Source organism: Halodesulfurarchaeum sp., assembly GCF_036626455.1.
Classification (GTDB): Archaea; Halobacteriota; Halobacteria; order Halobacteriales; family Halobacteriaceae; genus Halodesulfurarchaeum.
The window spans coordinates 17,733-38,195 of the sequence record NZ_JAZKRK010000020.1 but is presented as its reverse complement, the minus strand read 5'-3'; the positions used below and the strand labels follow the sequence as shown (position 1 = coordinate 38,195).

The following is a 20,463-nucleotide window of genomic DNA, read 5'->3' as shown; positions in this document are numbered from 1 at the left end:
AGTGAAAGATTTGATGGGATATACACAAAATCTGTTGATTACGGATCGCCAGTATCATCATTTTTCAAACGCTGAAGCGGTGTTTTTCGGTTTATATCATTAGTACTATGCTACGTTATGGGCAAGAACCTGGTTCGGTCAATTCCATGAATTTGTCATGAAATGTGCGGTTTGAAACATCGAACGCTTCATTGAGAAATCTAACCCGTGAAATCACCCGTCTAAACAACGCCCATGCTCTCTATTCAGCAGCAGTCCCAAACCGTATCATCAATAACGGATACTCGAATGATATCATATTAGTATAGAAACGCGTAAAATCAATCCCACTTTGCCCGTATATCCCCCGGATAGACCGGTCAGCCTGCTAGTTACGTGCATAAAACTCTAAATAATCGTATATGAGATCGGAGCGGAATAAGGACGGATGTTAGAACGTTTGGATGTCACGGCAGGAATATAGGGAATTGCCCTGAGCCACAGAAACATTCCAGCAAAAAATGCTATCCGATTGATGGGCGACGCCGACTTTCGAGTGGCCGACGTGCTGGATATCGATCCGGGGTATATTTCTCGCCGCTCCGATAGGACGCATTTCCAGACGGCGACCTTAGTTTTTTAAAGTGCGTCTCGTTGAAACTTGGCCTAAAAATATATGCATTATTGAGGTTACCTTATTCCAATCGTTCGCTCCTCGACACATACAGCAATGAGGACCTACCCGCGTGTGACGGATAGGAGTGTCCAAGGACATAAGAAGCCCTGTGCTTGGCTCAATGACGGGGGACTTGGACCATGACGGGTAATGATGGAGCAAAGCCCAATGTATTGCTCATCGTCATGGATGGGGTGCGAGCCAGGAACACCTCACTGCTGGGGCACGAGAACGAGACGACGCCGACGTTAGAGACCTTCGCCGACGAAGCGATAACCTACACCCAGGCTCGATCACCTGGTGTTTGGAGTTTGCCAAGTCACGCCAGCATTTTTACGGGTTTAGAGGTGGTGGAACACGGCGTTACGGACCTCGGCGACGGCCTCCAACCTGGGACGACCATTTGGGAAGATTTGGAAGCCGAACACGACTATTCCACCGGCGTCTTTTCTGAAAATACCTGGCTCGTCAACAAAGACGTGGGAATGAAAGACGCCTTTCAAACGGTCGTCGGGAAGCAGGCCTCCCCATATCCCGAAGCGAACGACCCAAACAGGCCCTATCATCTGTTTGCCTCCCGGCAGGGGCGTGACTACTCGCTCGGGTTAGTTCGTGATAGTCTCGACGCTGAGAAACCTTTCAAAGCGTTCGTAAACGGCCTAACGACATATCTCGCGTGGACACATCCCGGACTCCTTCCCGATGATTGGGAGATGGCAGATACGCCGGGCGCGTTTTATACTGATCAAATCCTGTCGTGGATCGACGATCAATCTGGCCCCTGGGCCGGATGTATCAATTACCTCGATTCCCACTTCCCTTACGAACCTCCATCCGAACACGATCTCTGGGGCGGGCAAACAATTCGCTCCTTGCAAACCGACATGGACGATCAGGTCTGGGAGTTTAACGGAGGTAATCGTCCATGGTGGCAACGGGAGGCGCTTGCGAGCCTCTATGACGGCGGCATTCACTATATGGATGCCGAGATCAACCGCCTATTGGAAACGCTCCGGGACAGGGACGAATTAGAGAATACCTTAGTCGTTATCACTGCAGACCACGGCGAAGGGTTCGGGGAACCCTCTAGAGTGCGTCCCGACATGCGGATTCCGGCTCACCTGTCAGGACTTCACGAAATCCTATTACACGTTCCGCTGATGGTGAAATATCCGGATATGGAAGGTGAGGATGGGACTGTTGTCGACGACCTCGCAGCAATCAGTGCCTTCCCAGAGGTGGTTTCGGAAACCGTAGACGGAACTATTGAACCCGAAACCGGATTCGTCGCCGATGACACCGTGGTAGCATCGTCGCATGGACTGGAAAAGCCGATGGAGAAACGCGCCGGTAATCACTTGTCAGACACCTGGCGATTTAACGGCGACGCGTTTGCCGTATACGAAAAAGCGGAGAAAGGCGTTCGAAAAAAGATGTGCTGGCGAGATTCTTATTCGACTGCGGTGACAATTCCGAATGCGCAAGAGGCCTACGTTAGCGGAGACGGGGGTGAAACCGTCGAAGAGGTCTTTACAGCGTTTACAGACCGGGACATCGCGACGGAAGGAAGTCAAACCGTTAGCGAGGAGGCGAAAAAGGACCTCGAAGCCCTTGGATATATGTGAAAAATCCAGCCTCCTGATACATACTCGCGTAAATGCTGATGGGAAAATAGGTGTTTTCTGGGTGTGGCCCTACCAACTGAATTAGCCCGGTTTTCCTGAGTTCATTGGCCCCGCCTGGGCAAACACAGCAATGAGAAGCAATTTTTGGGAACGCGATTCGGAGATTTTGACAATCTCGATACATAGGACATCTATCTGAATGATGATCGACGCGATGGAGTTCGTGCCGGAACGGTTGCCGGCTTTTAAAAATCTGAAAATTGAACCCGGGAAGCAATGGGTTCAAGCCAAGAACCTCGGATACGATCAGCCAATGGTACTGGAAGAAGGCATCTCGACCGATTTACGAGAAACACTGAATCAACGTGGATCTGACAACGAATCCCAGTCGGGAGATCTCGTTTTGGGCGATACGGAAGGTCACGTCGGAGACACAGTCACCATACGTGGATTGCAGTTACCATCGAACGCTGAACTCGCAGTCGTCTGGAAAACGGTTGTCGGCAATTGGGGAGTTATCCAAGCCAACGAAATCAAGGGGCCCCATTATCAACCGAAAGAGGTGACGCTTACGGACGTGAAAACTGATGATAGTGGTACGTTCGAAGAGACGATTGAGATTCCGGAGGATTACGGATCTACTCATCCGATTGCCATCAGAAATAACGGATCGACCGTTGCGAATGCCGAATTTGAAATCTTCCCACATTTTGAATTAGTTAATGACAACGCCGAACTCGGCGAGTTCTTTACCGTCAAAGGCTACGGTATCGGGCCCAATCCGGCTCGAAATAATTTCCAAGTATCGTGGGATCTGGGATTGGTCGGCATCATGACTGGTGTGAAAAACAATGGAACGGCAACCGCTTCAGTTCGAGCGGTCGGACCTCCAGGAAAACACGATATCCTTGTTTGGCGAGGATATAAGGGCGTTCCATTTCTCCAATCGCGGACCCAATCTGATTTTGGACCAGTTGGAAGCGAGACGCAAAACGAGTGGGAGGTGACGGTCACCGAACCAGAAACCGAACCCGCCGCTGCCTGGAGTGACGAACTCATTCCGGAAGAGCCCCTTTCGGTCCATTATCCATCGATCGATCGCGATACGGAAGCCACTCTCACGATTGCGCCAAATTCGGGACCCCCCGGGACTGAGGCAATGATCAGCGGTAAGCGTTTTCCCGAAAACAAGTCGGTCAACCTCGTCTGGCACCGCCACGACGGAAAGCGAATAAACGGTAAAACAATTACCCCAAAACCGCAGCCAGACAAACTCCCAACGGTGGAAACTGACGACGATGGGACCTTTGAGAAGGAGGTGGAAATCCCTCCGGATCGAGGCGCTACAAGGCCTATCGTCGCCGAAGTTAGCGGAGAATCAGTTGCCGTGACCGGGTTTATTATGCAACCAAAAATCACGGAGTTTTCTCCAACATCCGGTCCCCAGGACACTGAGATTGACATTAAAATCAGTGGGACGGGGTGGACTCTCTACGAGAATGCTAACTTCGTTGTATACGACAACAAGATGCTCGGCTACTTTTGCGGGAACTGCGACAATGGGGAAGATGGAATAGTACATCTGAATCTTCCAGTATCCGGTGGGCCGGGATATCATTTCATCGATATATATCCGACACTCTTCGAAACCGAAAAGGATGGCCACGGATTCGAGTGCAAACCACATCTCTCGTATCTCGATAACCATCCAATACGTCCGCTGCCTGCCCATCACTTTGCTTTTAAAATAACTGAGTGAAACCCAAGTTAGCTCCACCTTCCGTGACTTCGTTCTTTGTTTCTCCAATTAGTACGAGATTGCTTCTCGTTTTGTTTGAAACTCCGTATAAAATGTCACTTCAGCCAAGTTGGCCGACCGCGGCTATAACCCCAAGTCCGATGAGGCCCCATCGTCTGGTGGAGAGACACCGGGTGACACCTGCATTATCGATTTAGATAGCAGATCCAATGATATCAAGCGCGACTGGTTTCGGCGTCTGCTTTATAAACGTCGGGGATACGAATGGCACAAATGGCCTATGTATGTGGATGAAACAGCTTGACGGCCCTTTGCACGGCAGTTGAGTCTCCAAGAAATGTAACTTTGTCACCGGTTTCGATCACCTCGTCCGCAGTGGGGACATGGGCGTTCGCGTCCTCACCGATCTCGATAATCAAACACGAATCCGGAATTTCGTCTGCGAGTTCCCGTATCGAATGTCCACCGATGTGGTCCGAGGTGACAACGGCTTCTTGCACGGCGTGGGCGTCCTCCGGATTGTAAATCCAGTTTGCAAGTTCGTGTCGCTCGATCTCGTTTTCGATGGCAAAGGCAGTCGCATCCGGAGCATTGACTGCCTTTACCTCTAAGGATTCGAAGGCTAAATCGTTCTCCGGTTCGTTTACCTTCGCATACAGGTCCTCGATACCGAATTTCGTCTTGGCAATCTGAGCAATCAGCAGATTGATGTCGTCTTTCCCGGTTGCAGCGATGACGGCCTTTGCATCTTTAATTCCTGCCTCCTGTAGGACCGTATTGTTCGTCCCGTCGCCAAGGAAGGCTGTGAAACCCTTGTTTTCGGCTTGCAATTTCTGTTCCTCGTCTCGTTCGACGATGACGACGAACTCACCACTATTCTCCAGTCGATTGGCAAGGGCCATGCCAACTCGGCCCCCGCCGACGATTAACATACGCATTGGTGTTACTCCGAGTAGGTCAGCGATCTGTCGTGCAAATCCTGCCTCGATGATATCCGTGGCGAGGATCACGATGAATACGGTGCCGAGCAAGGTCTGTGCCGCTGAAATGTTCCCCGCAAGCTCGAGTTCGATTGCGAACAGCGTCGCCACACTTGCCGGGATGATCCCGCGGGGACCGATGGCTGCCAGGAAGAGGCGTTCTGACCTGTCAAACCGCTCAACCCCCCAGGTCGCAACCCAGGCAATAACTGGTCTAATGAGGAACATAACGGTAGCGACGAGTAACAGTCCGCCAACCCCCAATCCGATCACGGCCTCAAAATTGATGAGTGCAGCGAGGGAAATGAAGACGAATCCGAGAGCAATGAGGGTCACGTCCCGACCGAACTCTTCCATCGTTTCCCGATAATAGAGGTCAAGATTACCCACGGCAAGTCCGGCCGTCGCTGCAGCAGCAATACCGGCCTCCGCTGCAAATATTTCGGCAACTGCGAAGGAGCCAATGGCTGCACTCAAAAGTAGGAATCGGGCCGCCTGCTGACTTTCTCTAGGAGCTATTTGATATCTGAGGAGGAGAAAAATGAGGACTGTGGCGAGGAGACCCGCGGCGACGCCGATACTGATTCGCTGGAGAAACGATAACACGGTCGCCTGGAGGCCGAGATCATCGAGAAGCAAGACGTCGAAAATCACAACGGCTGCGATCGCTGCGGTCACGTCGTTGATGATCCCTTCCGTTTCAAGGGCTGCTGCAACATGTTCTCTCACTCGAACGACCTCCAGAATCGGCGTAATGACAGTTGGGCCGGTCGCAATCAGCAAGGCACCGATAATCAGCGCAATCTCCCACGTAACCCCCTCCAACAGTCGAACGGCCGCGGCGGTTCCGAGGAACATCATAACCGACCCAATCGTCACCAAACGGAGCGAGGTGGTGGAAGCTTCGCGGATGTGGTCGGCCCGGAGCTGGAAGGCACCGTCAAACACGATAATTGCGACGCTGATACCAACGATCGTTTCCAGACCCTCCCCGAACGTATTAAGGGTTACAAGTCCGACACCTTCCGGCCCCAAAATTAACCCAATGAGGAGAAAAAAGACGACGCTGGGAATCCGAAATCGATGCGCCAGTAATTGAACCAGCAATCCCGTGATGAGAATGACCGCAACGACTGGCAACAGGGTACTCGCCACGGCTACGTTGACTCACGAAAGCATTCCTAATATATATCGGGGCAGATGAAGGGTTATTCTAATAACTTCATTGTGAACAGGCGTCGATCGAAGTCAAACCTTGATTTCCGTCAATCTTGGACACCCGCTCGGAAGGCTTCCTCTCTGAGGTAATTACCCACGTTGCCAGTCGACATCAAGTCGGACGGCTTCGTTCCCCAGGAGTGCACCGGTCAGTCGAACGATGGCCTCGGAGAATTCGTGGGGCTCGTTTTCCTGAATGGCGGCTTCGAAATCGTCGAACCAGTGTGCCACATGCTCTTCGAGAAACGCCTGTAACTGGGGCCGACTCTCTTCGTCCCCCTCTGCCTCTCTTGACCGCAGTTCACCGAGGAACTGCAGTTCGATACCGAGAAGGTCCAATGGTTCACGGTCCTCCTCGTCCGTGAGATCTAATCCCGTCTGGAGATACGACTTTCGGGTGTTCGTCGTCGTCGAGCCGTAGATCGTGTTTTCCCGGTAAAGGGATTCGTACGGTGGATCTGGGGATAGCTGATTCGTCGGTCCCCGGGACAACCGCGTGTATTCGGACCGAATCGTTTTCACCCCAACCCAGTCCATGTCTCGCAACGTTACCAGGGGATCGCGGAACTCCTTGGGAAGTGCATCCATTCCAGATTTAAGCCATTGGTAAGCCCACTTTGCAACGTCCGAAACCGTCGATTCTGTCGGCGGTTCGAGATGTCTTACATCCGCGTCAAAATGGCCCCCTGTGCAGTCTCCTCAGCCACGTCTTGCGAGGCTGAAGGGTGGCCAGAGATGTTCATTATCCATCTACAATTGCTTATAATTGAATGGTACGGATTTCATCCAACGGTAATTACGCATCTGCCAGATATCCTTTTCCTGGCACTTAAGGCCATTCGTTGGTGGCTGAAGATATCTTAGCCAAGTTCGCTCGGTAGCGACAGCTATTAATTGAAGAAACATTCAAATAAATATATGGCAACGGAATCCGAGCGGATCCATCGATATCTTGAGGACAAACTCGACGAATGCCGGGTGGAAGACGTCGAGACACGCCTCTCGGAACTGGATATGCTGCAGTCGACGGCCCGGAGCGAGCGGGTGGAATCCGACCTCGCAGTGCTCTCGACGCTGGGCAACGAAACCCGGTATCGTCTTGCACGCGTCCTCGCCGATGCGGACGGCGAACTCTGTGTCTGTGAACTCAATGCGGTCGTCGACGTAAGCGAGAGTGCTATCAGTCATGCCCTCTCTGACCTTCGCGAGGCCGGTCTCGTCAACCGGCGCAAGAACGGTCGCTGGCGCAACTACGAGGCGACGCCGGTTGCATCCGCAGTCATCGATGCCTTAGACGAGGTGCATCACGATGAGTAACGTGGACCAGGAACATGGCCCGGAGTGTGATTGTCCGGACTGTGGGGACCCGCGGTCCATGGACTTTCTCGATAAGTACCTTTCAGTCTGGATTTTCGGTGCGATGGCAATCGGCGTCGGCCTGGGCTTTGTCGCACCCTCAGTGACCCAGCCGATCCAGGATCTCCATCTCGTGCCAATCGGCCTCATCCTGATGATGTATCCACCGCTGGCGAAGGTCAACTACGACCAGTTGCCACGGGTGTTCGCCCAGTGGAAAGTGCTGGGTCTGAGCCTGCTCCAAAACTGGCTGATCGGCCCGACGTTGATGGTCGCGCTGGCTTTGATCTTCTTCGGCGGCATCGTCCCGGGCCTGCCGGCCAGACCGGAGTTCTTCCTCGGACTCGTGTTCATCGGGATGGCGCGATGCATCGCGATGGTGTTGGTCTGGAACGACCTCGCAGAAGGGTCGGGCGAGTACGCGGCTGGCCTGGTCGCCTTTAACAGCGTCTTTCAGATCTTGACCTACGGGGTGTACATCACCTTCTTCGCCCTGTTCCTGCCCGATGTGCTCGGACTAGAGACGCTGACCGCTGGGATCGCGGCGTTCAACATCACCGCCATGCAGGTGTTCGAGGCGATCGCCATCTTCCTCGGAATTCCGTTTGCCGCGGGCATTTTCTCGCGGTTCGTCGGGACACGCACCAAGGGTGAGGAGTGGTACGAGGAGCAGTTCGTCCCAAAGATCGATCCGTTGACCCTCGTGGCGTTGCTCTTTACCGTGATCGTCATGTTCGCGATGCAAGGCGAGCGGATCGTCGGTCAACCCACTGACGTGCTCCTGATCGCGGTCCCGCTGACGATCTACTTCGTCGTGATGTTTTTCGTGAGCTTCGCAATGGGGCACCGGATCGGCGCGGACTACTCGACGACGACCGCGATCGGGTTCACCGCGGCCTCGAACAACTTCGAACTCGCCATCGCAGTTGCGGTCGCCGTCTTCGGTGTCGGGTCCGGTGTCGCTTTCACGACAGTCATCGGTCCGCTGATCGAAGTCCCGGTCCTACTCTCGCTTGTGTACGCCGCGCTGTGGCTCCAGCGAAACGTCGACTGGCGCGGTCACACGACCGGACAAATCGGAAGCACGAAACCCGCGAGTGCCACGGATGATGAGCCGGATCCCGTCACTGAGGACGACTGAACCATGACGGAGTCTTCGGCTTCGATTCGGGTCGCATTCGTCTGCGTGCAAAACGCCGGGCGCTCACAGATGGCCTACGCCTTTGCAAGGCGGGAGCTTGAAGCGCGGAGTCTCGAAGAGGAGGTCTCGATCGTCACGGGTGGGACCCGACCGGCAGAGCACGTTCACGAGGAGGTCGTCGAGACGATGGCCGAGATAGGCTTTGATATCGCGGATCGAAGGCCTCGAGAAATTACCTTCGAAGAGACCCGCGACAGCGATTACGTCATCACGATGGGCTGTTCGGCCAAAGACGTTTGTCCGGCGGGATGGGCCGGGGAGAACCGCGATTGGGACCTCGAGGACCCGGACGGGAAAGATCCGGATCGCATACGAGGTATTCGAGACGAGGTCGAGCAGCGGGTTCGTGCGCTGTTCGACGAAATCGAACTGAAGTGAGCAAAAAGACAGGTGATCGATTTCGTGGTATCACTCGGTAAAACGCACAATTCCGCTCACTCGGGGCAGAAATCCCCGGCCGACCCGGCGAGAAGCGACCACAGAGAAAGATACAATAGCGTACACCAAACTACCGACGTCAACGCACAACTGTGCACGTTCATCGACGCAATCGCGGACTGTGAAGAGTATCGAACGTTCCGCGAGGCAAGCGAACGTCTCGACAAGGACGAAGCCGCACAGCAACTCCTAGAAGCCTCTCAACGAAAACAGATTCTCCTCCAGCGCGGCGGGTTCGATGAGGAACTCAAGATCGAACCACGCGAAGTCCAATCGAAGATGGAGGACAACGAGACGATCAGCGAATACAGGCAGGCCGAGGAGGCGTTGATCGAACTATTGGATCGGACCAACGATGTGATCAGCGACCGGGTCGGCGAGGAGTTCGCCCGCACGACAGGGGGGTTGTTGCTTATGGCTGCCGGTCAGCCGGCAAACTGGATAATGAGAAGATGTACGTCGGAATTCCTATCGTGCAGATGGACGAGGTTATCGACGGCCTCGAAGGACTCACGGGATCCATGGAGAATCTCAGAGATACAGCCTGACTCACACTCATGTACGAAGACCTCCTCTTCCCGTTCGACGGGAGTGACGGAGCAACCGAAGTACTGCATCACGCGGCCGAAATAGCCGACTGGTCGATGGGGCACTCCAGTCGGTTTCCGTGGCTGACACGACTGAGACAGGAGTCTGTGGTTCAGCTCTGGTTTACGAGGCCATTTGGCAAAATCAGGCAAATTGGTTTTCCAGGAGCGTTTCTCACCAGGACGGCAATCGCCTGGGCGTGACAGTTCGTAACTTGGTGATTTGTTTCAACACATTTTGAAACCATTAGGTATATGGCGACTAATGTTTAAGATTAATTTGAAATGGAGGTAGAACCGTGACGCCAGTCGAACTCCTCGTCCAGTTACTTCGGGCAGGCTTCGACGAGACGTTGTCGTACCTGACACTGCACGTCATCACATGTCTGGTGCCGGCGTTTTTCATTGCCGGTGGGATTTCCGCGGTGTTGTCCGATCACTTCGTCACGAAGTATCTTAGCGGCGATGCGCCGAAGCTGCAGGCCTATTCGATCGCCTCGGTCGCCGGTGTGGCGCTGGCAGTGTGTAGTTGTACGATCCTCCCGATGTTCGCAGGCCTCTACAAGAAGGGAGCGGGGATTGGCCCCGCGAGCGCCTTCCTCTTCTCGGGACCGGCGATCAACGTTCTGGCGGTGGTTTTCACCGCGAGTGCGCTCAGCCTCCCGCTCGGGGGCGCACGGGCATTCTTCGCGGTGACGATGGCCTTCGGGATCGGCCTGACGATGGCCCTCGTCTTTGGTAGTAGTGACGAGACGACTAGTCCGGAAGGACAGGCCGTTGCCACCGACGGCGGGCAGACGGTCGCCGAACGCGAACGTCCACTGTGGGTGACGAGCGGGTTCTTCGGTACTCAGGTCGCGATCCTCCTAATCGCCGCGACGGGCCTCCTAACCTGGGCGGTCAAGACGCCGCTGCTCGCGCCACTGTTCGTGGCGCTGGGATACCTGCTCTATGTGCACTTCGATCGCGACGAGATCGAGGAGTGGCTCCAAGAAACGTGGTTTTTCACGCGGACGATCTTCCCACTGCTCATCGCCGGGACGTTCGTCATCGGGATCATCGGCGGACTCGCGGCCATCGCCCAGGGAATGAACCCCCTGGAGACGATCACTGCCGGCGAACAGACCTTCGTCGCCCACAAAGTTGCTCCTGGGCTGCTGACACAGGGGATCTTCGGCGAGACGACAGTGTTGTCGGCCGGTCTCGGATCGGTCATCGGCGCGATCCTCTACATGCCGACGCTGCTGGAGGTCCCGATCGTCGGCTCGCTGTTCGGATACACCCAGGGACTGATGGCCGAGGGGCCCGCGCTGGCGCTGCTGCTTGCTGGCCCGTCGCTCTCGTTGCCGAACATGCTGGTCATCTGGAAAACCATCGGCACAAAACAGACGGCCCTTTACATCAGTCTCGTCGCTGTCTCGGCCACGTTAGCGGGCCTGATATGGGGGCTGCTGCTCGTATGACGAATCGATACAAAAACACGTTAACCAACTCACATTACGAATCATGAAAATCGAAGTCATCGGCCCTGGATGCCCCAGGTGTCAAAAGACCACGGCGAACGTCAAGAAAGCACTCGAAAAACTCGAAAGCGAGTTCGACGGGACTGTCAAGAAGGTGGAAGACGACATGGAGATCATCGAACGCGGGGTCATGCATACGCCCGCAGTTGCCCTCAACGGCGAGGTCGAGACCGAAGGGGAAATTCCCGACGTCGACCAATTAGTAGAAATCTTTGATTCAGCGTAGGTCCTGTAGCCGGGAGACGAACCGAGCGGTCCTCGACTCAAAGATACTGATTAGTACCTCGGCCACCTTTGACCAGGTACGTGAATGGCCACCGAAACAAACGAGTATCGGCTCGATACCGAAACGATAGCCGACCTGAAATCGACCGTCGAGGAGACAGATCTCAACCGCGCATTGGGGATCTTCGAAGCCCTCGCGGACGAACGACGCGTGACAGTCTTGCGACTGCTCGGGGAGACTGAACTGTGTGTCTGTGATCTGGTCGAGATATTCGACATCGATTATTCGAACCTTTCCTATCACCTGAAAAAGATGAAAGAAGCGGATCTGGTGACAGCTGATCGCGACGGGAACTATGTGACCTACCGTGCGACCGACCGCGGCGAGACCGTTATCGAAATACTCCAAACCCTCAGTTGAGTTTTCAGCGTGTTGGTTCGTTCATGCTACTGATTGGGTAAATAGTAGAGTGCTCAGGTTACATATTCGTCATCTTCACTGGTTTATTAGATTCTCAGCGCGACCTTCCCAGCTGAACTCTCTGGCTCGAATCAAAGGATTCAAGCCTTCTGAACGTAGTTTGTTGTGTAACAACCACCAGTCGTATCCTTTGTCTGCTATGATTGTTGAAAGGTTGTCGAGGTTTCGTTTGAGCACCTGCCAGCCGACCTGTGAATCATGCGGTTATGTCATCGAACAATGAATATATAGAATCACACCGGTTGAGCAATCAACGAGGACGGTCTTCACGGCTTTGAACGAGTAGCTCGTCCGTTTCACGTAGTGTTGGCTGGCAGCTATTCGATCCATGCCGGTCGCGTCGATTGCCTGAATCTCGCCCAGTTCATGCAGATCAATTGTCAGAGTAAGAAACGTTCTTCAGATGCCCATTTTGAGCTCCTGTTTTCGTCCGCAAACGGTAAAAAATCCGGTAGCGCCGACGGCGGCAACCCTAAAATACTGGTGATAAGTGGCATCTCGAACAGGATTTCCATCAGCCGCCGATACGGTGGATCGAGATACTCGCGGAGGGCGTGGATCGAGATGATACCCCAGTCTGCGTAGCCTGTTTCTCCTTTGTTGATAGGTGGTGCTGCCTGTCCAACGACGACTTTTTGAGCATTGCTCATGACTTTCTTCGTGAAGCGGGCGAGTTCTGTTTGCACAACTGAACCGTCCCGCTTTCCTTCCTAGTACTTTGCCATGTAGAGGTAAATCTAGTTTAAATGAGAGATTCTACGACCTGTTTTCGAGCGTTCAAACAAGGCCAGGGTAAGAGATGTTAATGATTTGCCGTTATTTTAACATATTCGATGTGTTGACCTGAAGATCTAAGTTAAGCAGACTGTTTTGGTAACTTCCTGAATAGGTATGACTGAACTTTGATAAATAGAAGGCAAAGGACTTGATGCGGTTTCCTTCACATTCAGCCAGGCCAAATTGATCGATTATCGGCGCGCATGTATCCTCCCTTCAGCGTCCGCTCAGATGGGACAGGTGTTCCGGAGGCTGTTGAGAATGTCTCTGGCGCTCACATCTCCACGAATGAGCTGGCCACAGGAGCGACCAGTCCGGCAGTCAGCAGCGAACTTGAGAGCGTCAAAGGTGTTGCCCAACAGGTTCCCGAAGTAGATAACACGGACGAATGCCAGCATGGAACTGCAACAGGAGATCGAATTGCTCGATAGGCTCACTCCAAAACAGTCGGTGGTGACCGGAGGGATGTTCGAGTGAAATGACCACCGGGCTGCCACCCCGATTGAGACCTCTCAGGTTCCAGCCACAGGTATTTGGACATGGTCTGATATATGGTGAATATGTCTTCCCGAATTTCTAACGCTCAACAAATCGATGGAACCGTCTACAAACTCCCGTTTCTCGGTGGTGTTCCGGCTGAGCGAATTGGTTCAATCTATGCGAATCTCGTCTCGAAGTACGAAGCGAGCGAAGTCCTGGTTTTAAAACGGTTTCCAACCGGTATCGAAACGTTCACAGATCGACTTGCGGCTGTGACAGATGGGGTTGAACGACCCCGAGTCCGTTCCGTGAACCGGCATGCAAAATCGCTACTCGATTCGGTTCCAGATCCCCCCACACAGCTGTCGGATACCGAGCGAGGAGAACTCGCGTATCGGTTTCTCCTGCGGACGGACTGGGAGTCACCGTATTTAGAGCAGGCTTCCAAACACGACCGATTTCAAACGGATTTGCCACGAATAACAAAGGTCGTGAGTTGGCGTGGCGAACCAATTCAATCATCACATCCCGTGCTTGATGAAATCGGGACACACCAGGAGGCATTTCAGGAGTGGCTCGAGGATCTTGGGTACCTCGAACGAGGTGCAGTCATTCCGAGGGTGATAGACGCGCTCAGTACCGGCCGAATTGAGTTAAGCGCACTCGACGTTTCGGCTATTCTTGTTATCGAGTTTGAGGAGTTCGCCGCGAGTGACCGGGTGTATCTAGACCGGCTTGCCACACATGCTGAGGGAGGACTCCATTGTGTTGCCCAAACTGATAGCAGCATTCAACGGGTCTGGAACGAGTCGGGAACGGTTTCCGAGACGATCACAGAAACGGATGCGGACACCTTGGGCGGAGAAACGATACCAACCCGGCCAAAGGCAGTCGCAAACCTATTCGCAACCGGTGAGACCGTGAGCGATCCGGATGACGGGGCAGTTGAGATAGTGCATGAGGCGACGTTCCGTGATCAAGTTCGCAAAGTAGCTGACGAGATCGAACGATTGCGCGAGGCGAATGGATGGTCGTACGATGAGTTTGCCATCGGGTTCAAAGACGCGAACGAACCGATCAGCGAGACGGTCCGAGTTCTCCAGCAGGCGGGCATCCCGACAGCATCAGCCTCTGTTAGTGGCTTTGCAGATGACCCGTCAGTCAGGGAACTACGAACAGTCGTCCAACATTATGCAAGTGGTGATGCAGAATCACAAACCCACGTGGCCGAGGGCGTTGACCTCGATAGCAGTTTAGTCGATATGATCACCACGGAGGACGACAGTTTAGAACGGGCATTACGTCGATACGCCCTCGAAACGGGTCTCAAAGAGCGAATCGCAGCCGATCATGATCCCCTGGAGGCAAAAGCACAGTTCGGGCACGTTCTAGACGTCTTTGGGTTGGCCGAATTTCTCGATGAGCTATCAATTGTCGAGGCAACCTGGTCCGAACTGGGCACCACGCTGGATCGAGCAGTCAAAAACGCCACCGCTGAGGTGCAGACGGCCGAGGTCGATGTCAGGGAGGATGGAGTTCTCGTCGACGCAGTCCGGGTGATGAAAAACGCGTCATGGAAGGCGGTGTTCATGTTGAATCTCGTTGAAGGGACGTATCCATCTGGGCCGAACCTGACCGGGTTGTTTCCCACGACCGAGGTCGCTTCGATGGAGGACTTCCCGGGGGTGACAGATGTAACCGCTTCTGATGTCCGTGAGACGTTTTCGACGGCTGATGGGCCGATTCAGGACCCATTCCGCCGATACTATAAAGAGTTGACACGGCGGCAACTCGCAGTCGGGTCACGGGCAGCGACCGAGCGGTTGTACTTGGGCCTATTTAGCGAGGAGAGCGGCGAGCTCAACCGGCAACTGCAGCCCTCTCGATACTTGATTGAAGCCGTTGAACAATTCCCTTGGATTACTGGCCTCGACCACGAAGCGATTTATGGGCAAAGCGGGGCGATCAAGTTCGCATTATCACGAGCCGATCAGGCATTGGCCAGCATTCGAGGAGCAGGAGTTCGTGGTGAGACAATTGACCTTGACGAGGTTCAACGGGACTTTGGCGGGATTCAGGAACTCATAACCGCAAGTGGCAATAGAGGGAAGAAACTCCGGGAGGCGATTGCAGCGCGTGTTGATTTTGCCGCCGGGGAGGTGCGCCGCAATGAGTAACGACACGACTCAACAGCCAGTCGAACGGCTGTCACCGAGCAGTCTCGCAGCCTACGCGTATTGTCCGCGAAAGTACGACTTCGCGAAGGCCCAACGGATCGATACGATCGACGATTCGAAGCGATACCTCCAGCAAGGGTTGGCCATGCACGGGACGATCGAGCGAACATGCTGCGACTCAACTCGTGACGATGACGGGAATACCATCCGAGAGCGAATGAGAGCACACTTCCCGGAGGTCTGGGAGGAAGAAGTCGAATTATCGGAGTTCGCCTCGGACGCTCAGCACGTGTATTATCGCAAGTTAGCCCAGGCCGGGCTTGAACACTTTTTCGCCCCAAATGGCGGGCCCGGGATTGAGCATGCGCGACAATCAGTCGCTGTCGAAAAACGGCTGACCTGCGATTGTAACGATGTTCAGCTAAAGGGATACGCAGACAACATTCTTCGGACTGAGGACGGACTACACGTCATCGATTACAAACGAAATATTAGCAGTGGAATGCTGACATCTGGTACCGCCGAGCGGCTTGACAAGCATCTCAATGGGGAGGAACACGAACCAAAACGAGTGAAAAATGCGATGCAAGTGGCCACCTACCTGGAAGGTGTCACGGAAACGGATTTCTTTGAACAAGAGATGGATGTTCGGTTTTCCTTCTACGGCCTCCTCAATCACACTGACTTTGAAACGAGTCCGGATGGGTACAGTGTGAGCGCCAGAGGGTATGGGCGGGAAATGACCGAGATTTACGCGGACCACTTCGACACGATTTGGTCACTCATCCGGTCGGCTTTCACCGGGATTCGGGAGGGGCAATTTGAACCCGAACCCCAGGAGTTGATCTTCGAAGAGGGGTGTCCTGATTGTCGATATCAGGGGATGTGTCCGGATTATCTCGCCCAAGAGGTGAAATTATGAATGACAATCAGCAATTTGTTTGGCTTCCGAGCGGTGACGAGGGGTTTGGTCCCCGGCCAGACCAAGAGACGATCATCGAGTCGTCCTCATATCCGATGCGGGTGTTGGCCGGAGCAGGCACTGGAAAAACGTTCACGATGGTCCGAAAAATCGAGTATTTGATCGACGAGGAAAACGTTGCTCCCGACGATATCCTGGCGCTGACGTTTACAAACAAGGCCGCTGACTCGATGCAGGAGAAGCTGAACGCAAAACTGGGGCCGGCCGGCTACGACGTCGATGCCTATACGTATCATTCGATTTGCCAGGAACTCCTGTCGGAATTTGCCTACTATGCCGACGTCCCGCCAGACTTCGAGATTGCCCAGGATGGGGATAAACTCACGCTCATACTTGATATCCTCGATGATATTCCCTACCGATTCATTAAGCCGGATGTCCAGTTGAACACGGAGTGGGGGAACGGCGTTGTCGCCTCTCTCCAGGGATTCATCAGTGCGATGAAGCGCTCCGGGGTGACACATACGGATCTGGATACATATCTCGGCGATCCACACAGAGTAGCCACCCTCGCAGAACTCCCGAGTCGAATCGAGGAATTGGCCTCTGAGCATGTCCGCGTCAATTGGCGAAAACCCACACCGGACCGCATTGAAGGCATCCGAGACGGGCTATCGACCTTCCGTTCCAAGTTGGAAAGTGAGCGGACAGACCTCAACACTCAGCAGAGTGGTATCGAAGAGTCGGTCAATGCAGCTCTCGAACAGATGGAGATCGTGGCAGACGCACTGGATACGATGCTTGCAGAGCACATCGACGAGATTATCGATGGGGACCTCACAAACGTGTTCAAACTTCCAGCTGTCATTTTCGGTGCGTATGAGAATCCGCCCTCGGGCATCCCCGACGACTTCGAACTGGTACTGACCGCAAACCTCACTGACTATCTTGAGACTGCAGGAAAAGCCCGAGACCTGACAGACGGCTATGCAGCGTTCGAACAGCGAAAGACCGAGGCCAGATTACTCGATTTTGATGATCTGGTCGTGGAGACAGCGAAACTACTCGATGATGAGGAGCTTCGGGCCGAAATCGCTGAGCAATGGGAGTACGTCTTCTGTGATGAATTTCAGGACACTGACCGACTCCAGTTTGATTTGGTAAACCGACTGACGACAGATGAGAACTTGTTCGTTGTTGGGGATGACGACCAGGCGATCTACGAGTGGCGGGGTGCAAATGTCGAAAACATCCGGGGTGATCTCGACGCGTCATTCGACACTATCGCGGATGCGAACCTCACAGAGAATTTCCGTTCGCGGCAACCGGTTCTCGACCTTGCAAACAACGCCCTGGACCTCGTGTCCGGGCAGAGGAGTACAAAAACCCTGACCCGGTACGACGAACCCGGATACGAGGGGGACACGGTCGCCACAATCAGTGCACCCGAGGAAGAAGGCGAGGAGGCAGAACAAATCCTCAATGCGGTTTCACACGTGCTCGCCGGGGATACACCCGAGATCGACGAATCGTATTCCCCCGGCGATATCGCGATATTGGTGCGGAAAAACCGACACGCGAAACCTATCGTCGAGGCGTTTGAGGAGGCTGGAATTCCGTACCAGGTCGCCGGTAATTTGACTGCGGATTCGGTCGGGGTTGAGACTGTCCTGGCGTATCTGAAAGCGTTGGCACGCCCTTACGAGGATGAGGTGAGCTTGAATCGCGTTCTGACTATGCGCTACCGCCTCCACCAGGCCGACCTTCGATCGCTTAACACAGGGGATGAAAATCTCATCACTATGCTTCGGGAGGCACCGGTAGAAACGTTCGAAGAACCTGGCCGGATTGAACAGGTGCGAACGGATGTCGACGCATTGCTGGACCTTCGAGACCGGGTATCGATCGCGAGACTCTATCAGGAACTCAAAGATCGAACGAACATGGAATGGTATCTCTCTCCGCAAGAACAGCGGAATCTCCAGCCGCTCGAAGAGTTTATCGCGTCGTTCGGTGAGGGGCCGATTCAGGCCACCCTCGATGAGCAGTTCGTCGAAGTGATCGAGTATTTCAGTTCAGTGACTCAGCCCGGTGGTGCCAGTACCATCGACCAAACCGACATGGCCGATGACGCGGTGAACATCATGACGATTCACAAGAGCAAGGGGTTGGACTTCCCGGTGGTGGTATTGCCGAAGCTTGTTTCCGGGGAATGGGAACCACAAGAACGCAATTTCACTGCACTCAACCATGCGGTGACTCGGGACCCAGCAGCCCCGGTAAGGACCGACTTCGAAAAGCGTGATGCTCACGAAGCACGGCGACTGCTACACGTTGGGGTTACCCGAGCGGAGAATTTGCTTGTACTCCAGGGCCGAACCGACGAAGCCGAGGAAATTGAACCGGATGGGGAAGTGCCGCTATCGTTCATTGAAGATGTCGTGGATGATACCGTCCCGTGGAATGTGACTGGGGTGACCCTCCCTATCTGGAAAGATATCCAGATATCAACCGAGTCTCATGCTGATTGGACTGACTCACTCGCCGCCACACAACCAGAGAGCCAGCGAAGTGAAATCAACCATCATGGGGAAGCACTCGACCAAGAACCGGCACGAGAGCGTGTCCTTTCCCTTGCACGGCAGATGCTTGATGGGTCACTGGAGCCCGTTGAAGAGGTGCCGATAGCAGTCGACCGACTAGAAGCCAAACCGGATATCCAAGCATCACTTCGACATAGTTACACGTCATTGGAAACGTTCGCTGAGTGCCCCCGTCGCCACTATCTGGATTACGTGACCCGTGCTTTCGAGGACTACGAATCTGAAACGGACAGTCCAAGAATCCCCACTCAACGTGAAGTCGGTCTATTATTCCACAAGACAGCGGAACTCGCGGGGCGACGTGGGATAGAAACCGAATCGGCTTGGCGGGATCTCTGTGAGGAGATCGCCACGCAGAACCAGTGGGAAACCGTCATTGACCATGCAAACGAATGCATCGCAGATTACTTCGAGTCGCCAGTAAGTGAGTGGGATATCGTTAGTGCGGAGCGTGAGTTTGCGATTGAAATCGGTGGCGAGACGATTACCGGGTATATCGATGCGATCTATCGGACACCGAGTGATGAATTACTCGTAATTGATTACAAAGCAACCGAGCGGACTCGGTCCTTGGAAAAGAACCGACAGTTGCCCCTATACCTGCTTGCAACTCGGAAGTTACTAGACAAGGACATCTCGACAGCCGGGTATCTGTATGTGGGGCCACGGGGCCCGGAGCTGAAAACTCGGACCTATACGACAGAGGATTTGGAGGGTGTCCGTGATCAGATACGAGAGCAAATAGAGACGATCAATCAATCGACGTTTGACGACTATACTGCTGGTGACCACTGTCAATGGTGTCCCCATCGAAGTCTCCCGTGTAGTGATGACTGGTGATACAGATAATATTGATGAGATTTATTGCATATCAAAGATATTGGAGGTAATCCCCCATCCTCCTTGGTCGTTCTAACGCGTTAGGGTCCGGTGAAACCTTCTACCAGCTTACAGCATGAGAGGTAAAAACAGACCGACAAGTTCGTCTAATTCTATTTGATATCCTACCATAAATTCGAAAGCTGGGGGGATCGGACTCGGTCTACCGGTCGAAATGTTTTACCATGGCATTGGTATCAACCTAACATCACTCAGCTGCGGACTCTACGGTGAATTAAGAAGTGTGATTGCTACCTGCATTGATATCCAGTGATGCGATTAGAATGTATACCCTTTCCTACGCCAAATTCGAAGCCGAGAGTTAGCATTTATATCGATATCTATCTTCCCCCCAAAGAAGCCTCCTCAATCAGCTAATCGATAAGCGACCATTCCCTGCCTTCCACCCGGTAACTCCCACATTCCGGACACTCGTGGTAGCGCTCGGAGAAGCGAGTGCCACACGATTTGCATTCGTATGGCTTATCGGACCCCACTGACCCTCCCGTCGCATAATTGACCAGTTTTGTCATGACTCCCATTGGAGATGATAGCAACTGCATGTACCATTAATTAT

Annotated in this window: 15 protein-coding genes and 1 pseudogene; 12 read left to right on the top strand and 4 right to left on the bottom strand. The window is 53.7% G+C overall.

Annotated elements, in window-relative coordinates; all coding sequences use genetic code 11:
* The first annotated feature begins 795 nt into the window (after nt 1-795).
* Both V5A26_RS07500 and V5A26_RS07495 read left to right on the top strand, forming a co-directional pair.
* Nucleotides 796-2,280, top strand: a complete 1,485-nt coding sequence (locus tag V5A26_RS07500) for a sulfatase-like hydrolase/transferase (protein WP_332320947.1) — start codon at nt 796-798, stop codon at nt 2,278-2,280.
* Nucleotides 2,281-2,593: 313 nt separating this feature from the next.
* Nucleotides 2,594-4,039, top strand: a complete 1,446-nt coding sequence (locus V5A26_RS07495) for a hypothetical protein (protein ID WP_332322308.1) — start codon at nt 2,594-2,596, stop codon at nt 4,037-4,039.
* Between the two features lie 278 nt (nt 4,040-4,317).
* On the opposite strand, the gene V5A26_RS07490 is transcribed toward V5A26_RS07495, so the two are convergent.
* Both V5A26_RS07490 and V5A26_RS07485 read right to left on the bottom strand, forming a co-directional pair.
* Entirely contained in the window at nt 4,318-6,174 is a 1,857-nt protein-coding gene (locus V5A26_RS07490) for a cation:proton antiporter domain-containing protein (protein WP_332320945.1), read from the bottom strand.
* Nucleotides 6,175-6,327: 153 nt separating this feature from the next.
* Nucleotides 6,328-6,825 (bottom strand): TorD/DmsD family molecular chaperone, encoded by a 498-nt coding sequence (locus tag V5A26_RS07485; RefSeq protein ID WP_332320944.1) that lies wholly within the window; start codon nt 6,823-6,825, stop codon nt 6,328-6,330.
* A gap of 330 nt (nt 6,826-7,155) precedes the next feature.
* Between V5A26_RS07485 and V5A26_RS07480 the strand changes: the two genes are divergently transcribed.
* The 7 genes from V5A26_RS07480 to V5A26_RS07450 all read left to right on the top strand — a co-directional run bounded on the left by V5A26_RS07480 (nt 7,156) and on the right by V5A26_RS07450 (nt 11,988).
* Nucleotides 7,156-7,554: an ArsR/SmtB family transcription factor gene (locus V5A26_RS07480; RefSeq protein ID WP_332320943.1), complete on the top strand. Its 399-nt coding sequence runs from the start codon at nt 7,156-7,158 to the stop codon at nt 7,552-7,554.
* A complete protein-coding gene (arsB, locus tag V5A26_RS07475) occupies nt 7,547-8,734 on the top strand; it encodes an ACR3 family arsenite efflux transporter (protein WP_332320942.1) in 1,188 nt (395 codons plus the stop codon). Before V5A26_RS07480 ends, arsB begins: the two co-directional genes overlap by 8 nt.
* 3 nt (nt 8,735-8,737) lie before the next feature.
* Nucleotides 8,738-9,172: an arsenate-mycothiol transferase ArsC gene (locus tag V5A26_RS07470; protein WP_332320941.1), complete on the top strand. Its 435-nt coding sequence runs from the start codon at nt 8,738-8,740 to the stop codon at nt 9,170-9,172.
* 24 nt (nt 9,173-9,196) lie between these two features.
* Nucleotides 9,197-9,865 (top strand): YlbF family regulator, encoded by a 669-nt coding sequence (locus V5A26_RS07465; RefSeq protein ID WP_332322307.1) that lies wholly within the window; start codon nt 9,197-9,199, stop codon nt 9,863-9,865.
* Between the two features lie 253 nt (nt 9,866-10,118).
* The gene (locus V5A26_RS07460; protein WP_332320939.1) at nt 10,119-11,282 is read left to right on the top strand and encodes a permease; all 1,164 of its coding nucleotides are present in this window, start codon (nt 10,119-10,121) and stop codon (nt 11,280-11,282) included.
* Nucleotides 11,283-11,325: 43 nt separating this feature from the next.
* On the top strand, nt 11,326-11,568 hold the full coding sequence (locus V5A26_RS07455; protein WP_332320938.1) for a thioredoxin family protein: 243 nt from the start codon (nt 11,326-11,328) through the stop codon (nt 11,566-11,568).
* A gap of 84 nt (nt 11,569-11,652) precedes the next feature.
* A complete protein-coding gene (locus V5A26_RS07450) occupies nt 11,653-11,988 on the top strand; it encodes an ArsR/SmtB family transcription factor (protein WP_332320937.1) in 336 nt (111 codons plus the stop codon).
* Between the two features lie 84 nt (nt 11,989-12,072).
* Here V5A26_RS07450 and V5A26_RS07445 read toward each other — a convergent pair.
* A pseudogene (locus V5A26_RS07445) lies at nt 12,073-12,698 on the bottom strand (transposase); the annotation flags it as partial.
* A gap of 354 nt (nt 12,699-13,052) precedes the next feature.
* Nucleotides 13,053-13,223 (bottom strand): hypothetical protein, encoded by a 171-nt coding sequence (locus V5A26_RS07440; protein WP_332320936.1) that lies wholly within the window; start codon nt 13,221-13,223, stop codon nt 13,053-13,055.
* A 162-nt stretch (nt 13,224-13,385) separates the two neighbouring features.
* Here V5A26_RS07440 and V5A26_RS07435 point away from each other — a divergent pair, with 162 nt between their 5' ends.
* The 3 genes from V5A26_RS07435 to V5A26_RS07425 are packed head-to-tail and all read left to right on the top strand — an operon-like array spanning nt 13,386 to nt 19,847.
* Entirely contained in the window at nt 13,386-15,482 is a 2,097-nt protein-coding gene (locus V5A26_RS07435; protein ID WP_332322306.1) for a DNA helicase UvrD, read from the top strand.
* The gene (locus V5A26_RS07430; protein ID WP_332320934.1) at nt 15,475-16,404 is read left to right on the top strand and encodes a RecB family exonuclease; all 930 of its coding nucleotides are present in this window, start codon (nt 15,475-15,477) and stop codon (nt 16,402-16,404) included. The genes V5A26_RS07435 and V5A26_RS07430 overlap by 8 nt, the downstream gene beginning before the upstream one ends.
* On the top strand, nt 16,401-19,847 hold the full coding sequence (locus V5A26_RS07425) for an ATP-dependent helicase (protein WP_332320933.1): 3,447 nt from the start codon (nt 16,401-16,403) through the stop codon (nt 19,845-19,847). Before V5A26_RS07430 ends, V5A26_RS07425 begins: the two co-directional genes overlap by 4 nt.
* The last annotated feature ends 616 nt before the right edge of the window (nt 19,848-20,463 follow it).

Excerpts from the sequence above, each read along its gene's own strand:
- V5A26_RS07500 (WP_332320947.1), top strand. The coding sequence starts at position 796 with ATGACGGGTAATGATGGAGCAAAGCCCAATGTATTGCTCATCGTCATG.
- V5A26_RS07495 (WP_332322308.1), top strand. The coding sequence starts at position 2,594 with ATGGTACTGGAAGAAGGCATCTCGACCGATTTACGAGAAACACTGAAT.
- V5A26_RS07485 (WP_332320944.1), bottom strand. The coding sequence starts at position 6,825 with ATGGATGCACTTCCCAAGGAGTTCCGCGATCCCCTGGTAACGTTGCGA.
- V5A26_RS07480 (WP_332320943.1), top strand. The coding sequence starts at position 7,156 with ATGGCAACGGAATCCGAGCGGATCCATCGATATCTTGAGGACAAACTC.
- arsB (WP_332320942.1), top strand. The coding sequence starts at position 7,547 with ATGAGTAACGTGGACCAGGAACATGGCCCGGAGTGTGATTGTCCGGAC.
- V5A26_RS07470 (WP_332320941.1), top strand. The coding sequence starts at position 8,738 with ATGACGGAGTCTTCGGCTTCGATTCGGGTCGCATTCGTCTGCGTGCAA.
- V5A26_RS07455 (WP_332320938.1), top strand. The coding sequence starts at position 11,326 with ATGAAAATCGAAGTCATCGGCCCTGGATGCCCCAGGTGTCAAAAGACC.
- V5A26_RS07450 (WP_332320937.1), top strand. The coding sequence starts at position 11,653 with ATGGCCACCGAAACAAACGAGTATCGGCTCGATACCGAAACGATAGCC.
- V5A26_RS07440 (WP_332320936.1), bottom strand. The coding sequence starts at position 13,223 with ATGCTGGCATTCGTCCGTGTTATCTACTTCGGGAACCTGTTGGGCAAC.
- V5A26_RS07435 (WP_332322306.1), top strand. The coding sequence starts at position 13,386 with ATGTCTTCCCGAATTTCTAACGCTCAACAAATCGATGGAACCGTCTAC.
- V5A26_RS07430 (WP_332320934.1), top strand. The coding sequence starts at position 15,475 with ATGAGTAACGACACGACTCAACAGCCAGTCGAACGGCTGTCACCGAGC.
- V5A26_RS07425 (WP_332320933.1), top strand. The coding sequence starts at position 16,401 with ATGAATGACAATCAGCAATTTGTTTGGCTTCCGAGCGGTGACGAGGGG.